This is a genomic window from Cupriavidus sp. PET2-C1 (genome assembly GCF_054515855.1).
In genome coordinates, this window is sequence record NZ_CM137259.1 from 2,769,788 (window position 1) to 2,782,995 (window position 13,208).

Genomic DNA, 13,208 nt, shown 5'->3' on the forward strand with positions numbered 1-13,208 from the left:
TCAAACCCGCTACCGCTTCAGCGCGCGTGCGCCTTGGTCCTTGCCGGCCCCGCCGCTGATTTGCTGGCCGGCTTCGCAGAGACCGGCTTGGCGCTGGCCTTGGCTGCCGAAACGGTCGGCACGGGCTTGCCCGATGACCTTGCCGTGGCCGCGGCGCCCTTGCGTGGCGCAGCCTCGACCGTCACGCGCTGGCGCGGCGCGGCGCGTCCCTTGGCCGATCCCCGCACCGGCTCGGCCCGCACGGGGACCAGCGCGGAAGCGGTGGGTGCCGGGTCGGGCGCGCTGGCCAAGCGAGCCGCCGAGCGCGCCGGCACCATCAGCACCAGGCTCTGCCCCGCCACCAGCTTGGTGCCGGAGAGCTTGTTCCAGGCCTGCACCTGGCCAGCCGACACGCCATAGCGATGCGCGAGCGTTGCCACCGTGTCGCGCCGCCCGGCTCGCACCACCACGCGGCGTGCGTCGGGCACGTCTGGCTCCATGGCCATCGTGGCGCTTTCAGCCAGCGTGGCGCTGATGTCCTGGTTGTGATCCTCGGAGCGCGGCACTACCACCGTGGAGCCGGCCTTCAGCCGCATGCCCTTGGGAATGCGGTTGATCTCGCGAATCGTGTCCGCATCGATATTCAGCCGTGCCGCCAGCGCCTCGATGCGCTCGCGGTTATCCACCGTCACGGCCGTCCAGCTCGACAGGCCGCCACGATAGGTGTTCAGGTTGTACTGGAAGCGCTCGGCGTTATCGAAGGGCAGCAGGATCTGCGGATTTGCCGCGCCCAGGATCACCGGCCGGTTGAAGGACGGATTGAGCGCCTTGAACTCGTCGAGCGGCAGGTTGGCGAGCTTGGCCGCCAGCTTGACGTCGATGTCGCGCGAAGTGGTCACCGTGACAAAGTACGGGTGATCCGGAATATCCGGCAGCTTCACCCCATACAACTGGGGATTGGCAATGATGTTCTTGACCGCCTGCAGCTTCGGCACGTAATAGCGCGTCTCGTTGGGCATGTTCAGGCTGGCGTAGTCGGTTGGCAGCCCGCGCGCCTGGTTGCGCGCGATGGCGCGCGACACCGCGCCCTCGCCCCAGTTGTACGCCGCCAGCGCCAGTTGCCAGTCGCCGAACATGTCGTACAGCCGCTGCAGGTAGTCCAGCGCAGCGTCGGTCGAGGCCAGCACATCACGCCGCTCGTCGCGGAACATGTTCTGCTTCAGGTTGTAGCTCTTGCCGGTGCTGGGAATGAACTGCCACATGCCGGCGGCCTTGGCGGTGGACTCGGCCTGCGGGTTGAACGCACTCTCCACGAACGGCAGCAGCGCCAGCTCCGTGGGCATTTTGCGGCGCTCCAGCTCCTCGACAATGTGGTAGAGGTAGCGGCTCGAGCGCCCCACCATCCGTTCCATGTATTCCGGGCGCTGCGCGTACCACTGCGTGCGATCGTCAACCAGCGTGCCTTCCAGGTCCGGCATGCCGAAGCCGCGGCGGATGCGGTCCCAGATGTCGCTCGACGGCCCGCGCAGCCAGTCCAGGCTGTCGCGGTCCACGTTGATGACACCTGCGCTGTTGATCGAATTGAGCGGATCGGGCTTGGAAATCGCAGGCCTGGAAGCGGAGGCGGTCGCTGTGGCGCCATCGGCGCCATCGGGCGGAGTGGGCGTGCTGGCACACGCTGCTAGCAGCGCGGCACACGCAACTACCGCCAGTAATCGACCAATTTTCATTAAGTTCTCAAATCGTGACGCTAAAAATTTGCCTGATGCTAAGAAAAAGCGGCTTTCGCGTCAATGAAATTCTCCCTGCCGCGGCACTGGGCCGAGGCCGGCAGGGACGTATCGGGTACGTGAAAAACGCCGTCCCGGCCAGACGCGCCCAAGGCTTGCGGGCGCGCGCAAGGACGCAACGGCAAGTGGGAATCAGCGCAAATCAGCGGAAATTATCTTTCCAGCCGCGCAGCGCGCCAAAGGCCGCCGCGTCATTGCCGGCCACCCCGCCGGCGTGGGCCGCCACCGCCTCGCGCACTGCGGGCACGCGCGAGCGCAGGAAGGGATTGACCTCGCGCTCCTGCCCGATGGTGGTCGGCACGGTCGGTGTGCCGGCCGCGCGCAACGCTTCCACCCGTGCCTCCCAGGCAGCCAGCTCGGCATTATGCGGCTCCACCGCGCGGGCGAACCGCACATTGCTGCGGGTGTACTCGTGGGCGCAGTACACCCGGGTGGCGCCGGGCAGCGCCGCCAGCTTGTCCAGCGACGACAACATCTGCGCCGGCGAGCCCTCGAACAGGCGGCCGCAGCCGCTGGCAAACAGCGTATCGCCGCAGAAGACCGAAGGCCCTGCGCCCGGAAGGTCCGCCACGTACGCGACATGGCCGGCGGTATGGCCCGGCACGTCGAGCACCTTGAGTTGCAGCGACGGGTGCGCCACGTTCACGGTGTCGCCCTCGCGCACCGCCACGGTACGAGCGCCGATGCGCTCGCCGGCCGGGCCAATGACCGGCAACGGGGCGCCATCCGGCGCGGTGGGATGCGCCGCCAGCAACGCGGCCACCCCGCCCTGGTGATCGCCATGGTGGTGGGTGATTACAATAGCGCCCAGCGTCAGCCCCTCGCGTGCCAGGAAGGCTTCGACCGGCGCGGCTTCGCCCGGGTCGACCACGGCGGCGCAGTGACCGTCGTGGATTGCCCAGATATAGTTATCCTGGAATGCGGGAATCGGCTCCACCTTCAACATGCGTGCTCCTATGTCCAAGCGTCCGATTATAAATTGGGAAGACTGGCTTGCCTCGCCTCCCGGGCAATACATGCTCGAGTGGGAGCAGGCGCAGTACGACCGGATCGTGGTGGATATCTTCGGCTACCACGCGGTGCAGCTCGGCCTGCCGCACATCGACACCCTGCGCGAGAACCGCATGCCGTTCTCCGCTCTGGCCCTTGCCCCCGGCAACGGACCCCACGGCCCACGGGCCCAGGCCGATTCGCGCCAGTTGCTGTGCCGCTTCGACGAACTGCCGTTCGAGACGCAAAGTATCGATCTGATCACCCTGCCCCACATCCTGGAGTTTTCGGAAGACCCGCACGAGGTGCTGCGCGAGGTGTCCCGCGTGCTGATGCCGGAAGGCCGGGTAGTGGTGACCTGCTTCAACCCCATGAGCCTGTGGGGCGCCCGCCAAGGACTCAAGCGGCTCGGCGCCGACCCCTTCCTGCCCAACGACAGCCAGTCCATCGGCTTCGTGCGCATCAAGGACTGGCTCAAACTCCTGGGTTTCGATATTATCCGCGGCCGGTTCGGCTGCTATTGCCCGCCGTACCGCACGGAGCGCTGGCTGCAGCGCGCCGCCTTCATGGAGAAGGCCGGCGACCGCTGGTGGCCGATCTTCGGTTCAGTCTATATGATCTCGGCGGTCAAGCGCGTGCGCAATATCCGCCTGGTCGGCCCCGCCTGGAAGAGCCCCAAGGCTGCGCTGTCGCCGGTCGCAGCGCCAGTGGCGACGCCCACGGGCACCCACGGCAAGTCCCCTGGCGACGAGCATTAAGAGCCATTAAGCGCCATCAAGCGCCATCAAGCGCTGCCGCGCCCCAATCACCCCGGTTGGCCCCGCCTCATCGCGGTGCCCTCCCTTAGCTTAGCCAATACCCAATGGAACCCAGCGAAATCGAAGACGTCATCATCTATTCGGACGGCGCCTGCAAAGGCAACCCCGGGCGCGGAGGCTGGGGCGCCGTGCTGGTGTCCGGCACCAACGAGAAAGAGCTGTTCGGCGGCGAAGCCCTCACCACCAACAACCGCATGGAAATGACGGCCGTGATCGAGGCCCTGCGCGCGCTCAAGCGCCGCTGCCGGATCAAGGTCTACACCGACTCCCAATACGTGCAGAAGGGCATCGGCGAATGGCTGCCGGGCTGGAAGGCCCGCGGCTGGAAGACCGCCGACAAGAAGCCGGTAAAGAATGCCGACCTCTGGCAGGAAATGGACAAGCTCGCGCAACAGCACGACATTACCTGGCACTGGGTACGCGGCCACAACGGCCACCCCGGCAACGAACGCGCCGACGCCCTCGCCAACCGTGGCGTCGATTCGCTCAAGGGATAGAGCCGGCCCCGTACCGCCTCATCGCGCCCCACACCGGCCCGACTCCCCCGCCCCACCGGTTAGAATGCCCGCCATGCGACAGATCGTTCTCGACACAGAAACCACCGGCCTGAGCGCCGCCACCGGCGACCGCCTGATTGAAATCGGCTGCGTGGAGCTGCTCAACCGCCGCCTCACGGGCAGGCATCTGCACTTCTACGTCAACCCGGAACGCGATATCGACGAAGGCGCGATCGCGGTGCACGGCATCACCGTGGACTTCCTGGCCGACAAGCCCAAGTTTGCGGAAGTGGTCAACGAGATCCGGGACTTCGTCCAGGACGCCGAGCTGATCATCCACAACGCGCCCTTCGACCTTGGCTTCCTCGACATGGAGTTCAAGCTTGTCGGGCTGCCGCCGTTTCGCGAGCACGCTGGCAATGTGATCGACACCCTGCGCGAAGCCCGCCAGATGTTCCCCGGCAAGCGCAACTCGCTGGACGCCCTGTGCGACCGCCTCGGCGTCAGCAACGCCCACCGTACCCTGCACGGCGCATTGCTCGATGCCGAGCTGCTGGCCGAGGTCTACCTCGCCATGACGCGCGGCCAGAACTCGCTGGTGATCGACATGCTCGACGGCGGCGGCGCCGAGAGCGACGCAGTGGCCGCCACCGACCTCTCCCGCCTCGACCTGCCCGTGCTGATGGCCAGCGAGGAAGAAGCCACCGCCCACCTGGCAGTGCTCAAGCAGCTGGAAAAGGCGAGCGGCGGCAAGGTCGTATGGAAGGAAGCACCGCCGGCGACCGAAGCGGCATAGACGGGCCACGATTGCCGCCCGAAAGTAGCCAACGGATTTTTTGCAGAAATTTCCAGGAAGGGCTTTACAAGATACAACGGCGCTGACATAATCTTGTTTCTCTGCAGCACAGCAGTAACAGCGCAGCAGCAGGGGTGGTTAGCTCAGCGGTAGAGCACTGCCTTCACACGGCAGGGGTCACAGGTTCAATCCCTGTACCACCCACCAAATTAGTGGCTAGCAACTGCCTACGTTGCCGAGAAACCCAGACAGCGAAAGCTCTCTGGGTTTTTTGTTGCCCGGCATCAGCGCAACGTGCGCACTACGCGGTGTATCCCGGCAGGCCGACAGCCAGCTTGCCTTTTGCCAGCGCAATGCCTCGCTGGACTGCCGCGTGGAAGTCAGCACTCAGGTCCTCGACGGCGATGGAGCGGCGAAAGAAGTCCGCCCACACGAACTCCGCAAAGGCGGTAGGCGTCTTGGTGTAGCCACCAGCGTCTCGCACATACCCGGCCAGCGACCGGTATGGATCGTCGACCAGTTTCTCCAGGTGGTGGGGAACCGCAGCGTAGCTGTGCCGTACGCCATGTTCGTCCAGGGGATGAACCCATAGGCTCTTGTCCATCTCTACCCAGAACTCGTCCTGCGCGCAAGCCGACAGATCGGCCTCCACGGTGAAAAAGCCGCTGGTGACACCGGCCTCCAAGGCCGCCCGCCCGAGATGATGGTGATCGGTAATGTAAAGCTTGCCGCCCGGCCCGTTGACCGCCGGGATCGGATGGGCCTGCAGGAACTCGCGCTGCTCGGCGGGCTTTAGCGAAGCCAGGTGCTTCTTTTTGTCCTGCACTTCGATCATGCCCACCGTCAGCTGCGTCGGGTGAAGCTCATGAATCAAGGACTCGCGGACCGCTGACATGTTGCCCTCCTCTTCATTTTTCCGCACAAGTTCTGCACAAGGCAAGATTAGCAGGCATATCGCCAACAATCAGAACGGATATGGGATGGGTGCCAGCCCGATGCGGGTTTCCCTCGCCGTCAGGTGCGCCGGTAGTGCCGCCGGCAACGCCGGACGGGTCTTCCCCGCGCCTTGGGTTCGCGATGAAAGATTGCCCGGATCGCGAACGCGTACACCCCGACGATCAGCAAGGCAGCAACAAGGAAGGGGAGAACCGGCATGACGGGCTCCGATCAGGCCTGCTCCAACGCTCATCGACCATGGCCGCCGCCATGGCCGCCACCGTTATGACCACCACCGTTATGACCACCACCTTCGTGACCGCCGCCATGGCCCTCCCCATGCCCCTCGCCGTGGCCGCCGTGACCGCCGTGACCATGGTGGCCATCACCGCCGTGGCCACCGCCATGGAAAAACACGGCACCACCTCCATAGAACCCCGGCCACCAGCCGTAGTCATAGTAGGGGCCATAGGGGTAAGCGGGATAGTAAGCGCCGTATGGATAAGTGTCTTCGGCCGGATAGCCGTAGCCATAGCCGTCATAGGCAGGCACTGCCGCGCACCCGGCCAGCGCCATGGCCGCACCGATTGTGAGGGTTCTGATACATGTGCCCATCGCCAATTCCTGACGCGTTCGTGTAGTTAGACACGAATTCCCAGTGCACATTCCAGGCCCCTGCCAGGCCCGATGCCGGATTTGCGCGGCAAGGGCAAGTCGCGGTGCTTGCCCGTCACTACCAGGCGACGAGCCTGGTGCCGGCCTGGCCGGCGCCCTACAAATTAACTACCGCCCCACCTTCCGACGGACGATAGTCCAGCAACCGGGATAGTTCCCCCGCAGCACTCCTCACCTGTTCCACCATGCCATCGAGCCGCTCCGGATCGATCCGCGAAGCCGGGATGGTGGCGCCAAGCGCCGCCACTACCTTGCCGCTGCGGTCCCGCACTGGCGCGGCGATGGTCGAGATGCTGGTCTCGAAGAAGCCTTCCTGCAGCACGTAGCCGCGCTGACGGTCGCGCTGGACCATATCGAACAGTGCTTCGACGGTCTTGGGTGTGCTCTCCGAAAAAACTTCCAGCTGCGGCTCGGGATAGAGTTCACGCAGCTCCGCCAGCGTCAGGTCTTCAAGCAGGACGCGGCCAAGCACGGTGGCGTGCGCCGGCAGGCGGGTGCCGACGTTGACCGAGCTGGCGAACGGCGTAGGCGCCACGGACTTGGCCACGTAGACGATGGAGCGGCCGTCACGCACCACCAGGTTGCATGGGAAGTTGATCTCGTCGCGCAGGCGGTCCAGCAGTGGCCGGCCGAGTTCGGTCAGCTCCAGCGAAGCGAGGTAGTCGAAGCCAAGGCGCAGTACCGCCATGCCGAGCCGGAATTCACGGCCGCCATCGGTGCGCTCGACAAAGCCCATCATCTCCAGCGTGGTCAGCAGGCGGAACACCGTGGAGCGCGGGACCTGCAGCCGGCGCGCCAGCTCGGCGGCAGACAGGGTCCGCTCGTTGCGGCTGAACTCGCCCAGCAGGCGCAGGCCGCGTTCCAGCCCCGGCACGATGTACTTGTCCTGGAGATCGGTAGGCTCGAGGGCATCTGTCATGGTGATATCTCTGCGAATGAGTACTTTGGCGTGCTATATGGTAACGGCTTTGGCTTCGGCCCTGCCCTGCGGCCCGCCCGGCGCGGATGACGCACCTTGCATCCCGACTCGCCGCCCGCGACTGTCCGATATAACACGCCCTGCATCGATCCTCCAGCACTTCCATCACCAAAGCCGCGCAGGCTCACTTCAGATAGTCCCGCAGCCATGCGGCGCACTCGCCCGCGTGCTGTGCCGGCCAGCGCACGGTAATGGTCGCATCCGGCTGGCGCACTTCGATGCAGATATCCGTGAGCGGGCCCCTGTCCACGGCGGGCGCGGGCGAGAACAAGCGCGACCACCAGCCAGCGCTGCGATTGGGGCTGGCTTGCACGGCGTGAGCCGGGATGACGGCCGGGCGAGCGGGAATCCCCTCGATGACTGAGGCTGGCGAAGCGGCCTGCGCCTTCGCCTCCGTTTGCGCCACCGTTTGCGCCACCGCGGGCGCTGCGGGCGCCATGGCCGGCACCGCCTCGGCAGGCGCCACCAAACGCGCCGACAAATTCGTGCCGAATTCCTCCCACATCCGGTCCGCCTTCGTCTTCATCACGCTCAGGCCGAACGTGCCAAGGCGGCCCAGCACGTCCACGTTGATCTTCATGCGCAGTTCGGTCGTGCCGTCGGGCTGCCCGGTCAGGAAGATCTCGCTGGATTGCTTGAGCGAGCTGGCCACGGAGGCGTCCTCGCCCGTGCCTTCGCTACGCAGGTAGTTGGGCGCGCGCATCTCCACGATGGTGGTCTTGATCTTGAAGCGCGCGCTGACAAAGGCGATCTTGACCTGGATGTGCGAGATGTACTCCACATCGCTGACCACCTCGATCGACTGCATGCCCGGCACGCAGCCGCCCATCACATTGGGATCGAGCAGCAGTGCCCAAACTTGCGCCGGCGCTGCGCCGACGATCAGGGTTTTTTCAATTTCCACGCATTTTCTCCGCGGCGGACAGAATGGATTCGACGATGCCGACGTAACCGGTGCAGCGGCACAGGTTGCCGTTCAGGCTGGCGCGGACTTCTTCTTCTGTCGGGTTGGGGTTATGCGCCAGCATGGCGCAGGAGGTCATCAGGAAGCCAGGGGTGCAGTAGCCGCACTGCAGGCCGCCGCACTCCATGAAGCTTTGCTGCAGCGGGTGCAGTTCGCCGCCGGCGCTGAGGCCTTCGACGGTGGTCACATCGCGCCCGCGTGCCTGCACGGCAAGCACCAGGCAGGACTTCATGACTTCGCCGTCCACCAGCACGGAGCAGGCGCCGCAGATGCCGGTCTCGCAGCCGCGCTTGGTGCCGGTCAGGTTGAGGTCGTCGCGCAGCAGGTCCGACAGCAGGCGCCGCGCGGGCACTTCCACGCTGTGTGCCTCGCCATTGACGGTGAGTTCGATTTGGATCTTTTGCATGGGGAATCCTTAGTCCGCCGCCAGCCCGAACAGCGTGGCGATGCTTCGCCGCGCCACGGTCCGTACCATCTCGCGGCGATAGTCCGCGTTGCCGCGCATGTCGGAGACGGGGTCGATGTCCGCGGCAACGATGTCCGCCGCCTCGGCGGCCACTTCCGGCGTGACGGCCTTGCCGGCCAGGAACGCCTCGGCACGCCGCAGCCGCGCCGGAATCGGCGTGGACGCGCCGACCGCAAGGCGCGCCTCGATACACGTGGCGCCAGTCCGGCGCGCCAGCAGCGCGACGCTGGCCAGCGGCCGGTGCTCGGCGGCCGTGCGCAGGAAGCGCGCGTAGTGGCCAAGCGCATCCGGCGCCGGCGCGGGAACGCGGATCTCGGTCACGATCTCATCGGGCTCGAGCGCGGTGGTGTAGTAGTCGACCAGGAACGCCTCCATCTCCAGCACGCGCTCGCCGCTCCTGCCGGCGAGCACCACCTGCGCCCCCAGCGCCATCAGGCAACCCGGCGGATCGGTGGCGGGATCGGCATAGCAAAGGTTGCCGCCGATCGTGCCCTGGTTGCGCACCTGCGGATTGGCCACGCGCCCTGCCATGCTGGCCAGCATGGGGTAATGCGCCTGCACCAGCGGCGAGCGCGCCACCTGCGCATGCAAGGCCAGCGCACCGATGCGCAAGCCGGCGCGCGGATCGAACTCGATCTTGCGCAACGCATCGAGCCGGCCAAGCGATACCAGGTGGGTGGGCGTGAGCATGCGCTGGCGCATGCCGAGCATCAGCGCGGTGCCGCCCGCGATGACCCGGCACGCGTCGCCCAGGTCGGCCAGCATGTGGCTGGCTTCCTGCACCGTGCCCGGCTCAAGAAATTCGAAATTACGCATGGCGCGCCTCCTTTTCCTTGCGCTCGCGCAGCGCGGCCAGCACCTTCTCCGGTGTGATGGGCAGCGAAGCAATGCGCACGCCGATGGCGTCATAGACCGCATTGGCAATGGCCGCCGCGCCCGGCAGGATCGCGGTTTCGCTGGCGCCCTTGGCGCCGTAGGGCCCGTTGGGCTCAATGGACTCGACCACATCCGTGCGCAGCGCGGGCACGGCGTCGGCGGTCGGCATGGTGTAGTCGGCGAAGTTGCCGTTCAGGATGCGGCCATCCTCGACCTGCACGTGCTCGTACAGTGTCCAGCCGATCGCTTGCACGGTGGCGCCGTGCGTCTGGCCGTGCACGGCCAGCGGGTTGATGGCCTTGCCGCAGTCGTCCGACACGAAGCTGTCGATCAGCGTGACCTGCCCGGTGGCCATGTCCACTTCCACTTCGACGGCCTGCGCCGCGAACGAATAGGCAGGCGCGATGTTGCCGTAGTAGCTGGCGTCGTGCATCACGGTGGGCGCATCGTAAGTGGCGCGCACCATCAGGCCTTCGCCGCCATGGCGGAAGATATGCAAGCGCGCGATCTCGGCGAGCGTGGCGCGCCTGGTGTCGTCATTGCGGGCGCGGATCACGCCGTCGAGCAGGTCCAGTTCGTCCTGCGGCACGCCGAGCTTGTCGGCGGCAACGCTCAGCAGTTTCTGCTTCGCCTCGCGCGCGGCCCGCATCACTGCGTTGCCGGCAATGATCGTGACGCGCGATGCCAGCGAGCCGAGGCAGAACGGCGCCACATCGGTATCCGGCGCGCTCACGGTGACATGCGACAGCGCAATGCCCAGTTCCTGGGCACAGATCTGGCTAAGCATGGTGTTGGCGCCCTGCCCCATGTCGCACTCGCTGGTGAGCAGCATGACGCGCCCGTCCTCGTTGACCTTGAGCACAATGGTCGAGCCGTCCCAGTTGCCCAGCGTGCGGTTGCCGCTGACGTGCATGGCGGCCGCGATGCCGAGCCCGCGCCGGCGCGTGCCGGTTCGCCGCGAGGCATCGGCGCGGCGCGCATCCCACTGGATCGCTTCGCGCGTTTGCTCGAGGCATTCCACCAGGCCGCTGCTGCCGATCTTCCAGCCATGCACGCTGGTGTCCCCGGAGCGGATGGCATTGCGCTTGTGGACTTCAATGGGATCCATGCCAAGCATTTCGGCCAGCATGGTGAGGTGGCTGTTCAGCGGAAACTGCATCTGCTGGCCGCCAAAGCCGCGGAACGCGCCGCGCGGCGGATTGTTGGTATAGGCAAGCACGGCGCTGGAGCGCACGTTCTCCACGCGATGCATGTTATCGCTGCGCATGGCGGTCACGTGCATCACGTCGCCAGCCAGGCCCGCATAGGCGCCGCATTCGGCCACGATATTGACGTCCTTGGCGACAATCATCCCTTGCGCGTCCAGGCCCATCTTCAGCCAGACCCGCGCCGGCACGCTGGAGCGTGCGCCGAGAAAATCCTCGAGCCGATTGTTGACGAAGCGCACCGGGCGGTCGAGCCGCGTTGCCAGCAAGGCCGCGATCAGGCTGTTGCTCTCCTCCACGATCTTGGCGCCAAAGCCGCCGCCGGTGACCGCCTGGATCACGCGGATGGTGGACACCGGCCGGTCCAGCGCTTCGGCCAGCCGCGCGCGCGCCAGGAACACGGACTGCGTCGAGGCCCAGACCGTCAGCCGGCCATTGCCATCCTGGGCGGCCACGGTAGCCATCGGCTCCAGGTAGCCGGGATACTGCGAATGCATGTCGTACGTGGCCTCGTAGACCACCGCGGCGCGCGCGAAGCCGGCTTCGACGTCGCCGCGCTCGATATGCATCTCGTGGGCGATATTGCGCGTGCCCGGGTGCAGCTGCGCCGCGCCATCGGCAAGCGCTGCATCGGGGCTGAATATCGCGGGCAGTTCTTCGTACTCCACACGGATCAGGTCCAGCGCATCACGCGCGGTTTCCTCGTCCACCGCCACCACCGCGGCGACCTCCTCGCCCACGTGGCGGACCACGCCAGCGGCAAGAATGCGCTGCTCCTTGCGATGCGTGCCCCACAGCCGCGACGGCGTGTCCTCGCCGGTCAGCACCAGCTTGACGCCCGGCAGCGCGCGCGCCGCCGCGGTGTCGATGCGAACGATGCGGGCATGCGGATACGGGCTGCGCAGCACCTTGGCGTGCAGCATGCCGGCCTGCTTGATGTCGCCGGCATACACGGCCCTGCCCATCACCTTCTCCCGCGCCGTCACTTGCGGCGTGGAGCTTCCCACTGTCGACGTGCTCAAGCCGACCTCCTGCTAGTCAGAAAACCACTGAAAACCATGAAGACGCCGGCGAGCGTTGCCGCCGGCGTCGCGTCACTCGGCGCTGATGCCGAAATCCTTGATGACCTTGCCCAGCCGCTCGTAGTCGGAAGCATTGATCTTTTCCAGCACGGCGGGCGCGCCGCCCACCGGCACCGCGCCGAAAGTGGCCATCTTCTCGGCGATGTCCGGCATCTTGACGATCTCATTGAGCTGTTCGTTGAGCAGCTTCACCACCTCGGCCGGCGTGCCCTTGGGCGCCATGACGCCGTGCCATGCGCCCACGATGACGTCCTTGTAGCCAAGCTCGGCCAGCGTCGGCACATTGGGCAGCAGCGCAGAGCGCTTCGGATCGGTCACCGCCAGCGCGAGCAGTTTGCCCGTGTTGATGTACTGGGCCACCGGCCCCAGCGTCACGTAGGCAAAGTTGACGTGGCCTGCCACGACATCATTGACGGCGGGCGCAACGCCCCGGTACGGCACATGCTGGATCTTCACGCCAGCAGCGCGGTTCAGCCACTCGCCGGCGATATGCATGGGCGAACCCGCGCCGGGGGTGGCATACGTCAGCGGCTTGCCGGCCTTCGCCGCGGCCACCATTTCCTGCACGGTCTTGATGCCGGTGCCCGGATACGCCACCAGCAGCAGGGTCTGCGTGCCGGTCTGGATGACCGGGGTGAAGCCATGCAGCGCGTCGTAGCTGGAGCTGGCGGGGAGCTTGAGCACCATCGGCGCCGTCGTAAACGGGTTGGGCGTGAACAGCAGGGTGTAGCCGTCGGCCGGCGCGCGGCCGACCATGGCGTTGCCGACCACGCCGCCGGCGCCCGGCTTGTTCTCCACGATCACCGGCTGCTTGAGGCGCATCGACAGCTTCTCCGCGTACATGCGCGCCATGGAGTCCGTGTCGCCGCCCGGCGGATAGGCGACCACGATCGTGACCGGTTTGGTGGGATAGCCGAGCGCGAAGGCGCTGCCGCCTCCCAGGGCAATCGCGGCGAGCGCTGTGGCAAGGATGTGTCGGCGGACAAGGTTCATCTACGGCTCCTGTGGGGGCGCTCCACTTCAGCGGGGAATGGCATGGTGGGTGCAGGGTTAGGCACGGCTAAGGGACGGGAACGCATTCGATGTGCGTTTTATTAGCGAAACACTAGTTCAGGAGAGGAACGTTTCATGCATACTAGATCTCGTTTGTTGACT

The 13,208-nt window shown here is 66.1% G+C and carries 13 protein-coding genes and 1 tRNA gene; 4 read left to right on the forward strand and 10 right to left on the reverse strand.

What is annotated here, in order from left to right; translation table 11 throughout:
• Positions 1 to 17: 17 nt before the first annotated feature.
• A complete protein-coding gene (locus ACX12D_RS12490; RefSeq protein WP_459371348.1) occupies positions 18 to 1,709 on the reverse strand; it encodes a transglycosylase SLT domain-containing protein in 1,692 nt (563 codons plus the stop codon).
• Positions 1,710 to 1,911: 202 nt separating this feature from the next.
• A complete protein-coding gene (gene gloB / locus ACX12D_RS12495; RefSeq protein WP_459371349.1) occupies positions 1,912 to 2,715 on the reverse strand; it encodes a hydroxyacylglutathione hydrolase in 804 nt (267 codons plus the stop codon).
• Positions 2,716 to 2,725: 10 nt separating this feature from the next.
• Between gloB and ACX12D_RS12500 the strand changes: the two genes are divergently transcribed.
• The 4 genes from ACX12D_RS12500 (at position 2,726) to ACX12D_RS12515 (ending at position 5,077) form a co-directional block, all read left to right on the forward strand.
• A complete protein-coding gene (locus ACX12D_RS12500; protein WP_459371350.1) occupies positions 2,726 to 3,517 on the forward strand; it encodes a class I SAM-dependent methyltransferase in 792 nt (263 codons plus the stop codon).
• Positions 3,518 to 3,636: 119 nt separating this feature from the next.
• Positions 3,637 to 4,074 carry a ribonuclease HI gene (gene rnhA, locus ACX12D_RS12505; RefSeq protein ID WP_150983353.1) on the forward strand — a complete coding sequence of 146 codons (438 nt, stop codon included), beginning with the start codon at positions 3,637 to 3,639 and terminating at the stop codon, positions 4,072 to 4,074.
• 73 nt (positions 4,075 to 4,147) lie between these two features.
• Positions 4,148 to 4,870: a DNA polymerase III subunit epsilon gene (gene dnaQ, locus ACX12D_RS12510; RefSeq protein ID WP_459371352.1), complete on the forward strand. Its 723-nt coding sequence runs from the start codon at positions 4,148 to 4,150 to the stop codon at positions 4,868 to 4,870.
• Positions 4,871 to 5,002: 132 nt separating this feature from the next.
• Positions 5,003 to 5,077 (forward strand) — tRNA-Val (locus ACX12D_RS12515).
• A 94-nt stretch (positions 5,078 to 5,171) separates the two neighbouring features.
• Here the strand turns inward: ACX12D_RS12515 and ACX12D_RS12520 are convergent.
• From ACX12D_RS12520 to ACX12D_RS12555, 8 genes are all read right to left on the reverse strand, one after another.
• Positions 5,172 to 5,765, reverse strand: a complete 594-nt coding sequence (locus ACX12D_RS12520) for a ParB-like protein (protein ID WP_459371354.1) — start codon at positions 5,763 to 5,765, stop codon at positions 5,172 to 5,174.
• A gap of 290 nt (positions 5,766 to 6,055) precedes the next feature.
• Complete coding sequence (locus tag ACX12D_RS12525) at positions 6,056 to 6,421, reverse strand: hypothetical protein (protein WP_459371355.1); 366 nt, start codon at positions 6,419 to 6,421, stop codon at positions 6,056 to 6,058.
• Between the two features lie 157 nt (positions 6,422 to 6,578).
• Positions 6,579 to 7,400, reverse strand: coding sequence for an IclR family transcriptional regulator (locus ACX12D_RS12530; RefSeq protein WP_459371356.1), 822 nt, complete (start codon positions 7,398 to 7,400; stop codon positions 6,579 to 6,581).
• 184 nt (positions 7,401 to 7,584) lie between these two features.
• Positions 7,585 to 8,364: a CoxG family protein gene (locus ACX12D_RS12535; protein WP_459371357.1), complete on the reverse strand. Its 780-nt coding sequence runs from the start codon at positions 8,362 to 8,364 to the stop codon at positions 7,585 to 7,587.
• Positions 8,354 to 8,830, reverse strand: coding sequence for a (2Fe-2S)-binding protein (locus ACX12D_RS12540; protein WP_459371358.1), 477 nt, complete (start codon positions 8,828 to 8,830; stop codon positions 8,354 to 8,356). The genes ACX12D_RS12535 and ACX12D_RS12540 overlap by 11 nt, the downstream gene beginning before the upstream one ends.
• A 9-nt stretch (positions 8,831 to 8,839) precedes the next feature.
• Positions 8,840 to 9,706: an FAD binding domain-containing protein gene (locus ACX12D_RS12545; RefSeq protein ID WP_459371360.1), complete on the reverse strand. Its 867-nt coding sequence runs from the start codon at positions 9,704 to 9,706 to the stop codon at positions 8,840 to 8,842.
• Positions 9,699 to 11,936: a xanthine dehydrogenase family protein molybdopterin-binding subunit gene (locus tag ACX12D_RS12550; protein ID WP_459374010.1), complete on the reverse strand. Its 2,238-nt coding sequence runs from the start codon at positions 11,934 to 11,936 to the stop codon at positions 9,699 to 9,701. The genes ACX12D_RS12545 and ACX12D_RS12550 overlap by 8 nt, the downstream gene beginning before the upstream one ends.
• 129 nt (positions 11,937 to 12,065) lie before the next feature.
• Positions 12,066 to 13,046 carry a Bug family tripartite tricarboxylate transporter substrate binding protein gene (locus ACX12D_RS12555; protein WP_459371361.1) on the reverse strand — a complete coding sequence of 327 codons (981 nt, stop codon included), beginning with the start codon at positions 13,044 to 13,046 and terminating at the stop codon, positions 12,066 to 12,068.
• Between the last annotated feature and the right edge of the window lie 162 nt (positions 13,047 to 13,208).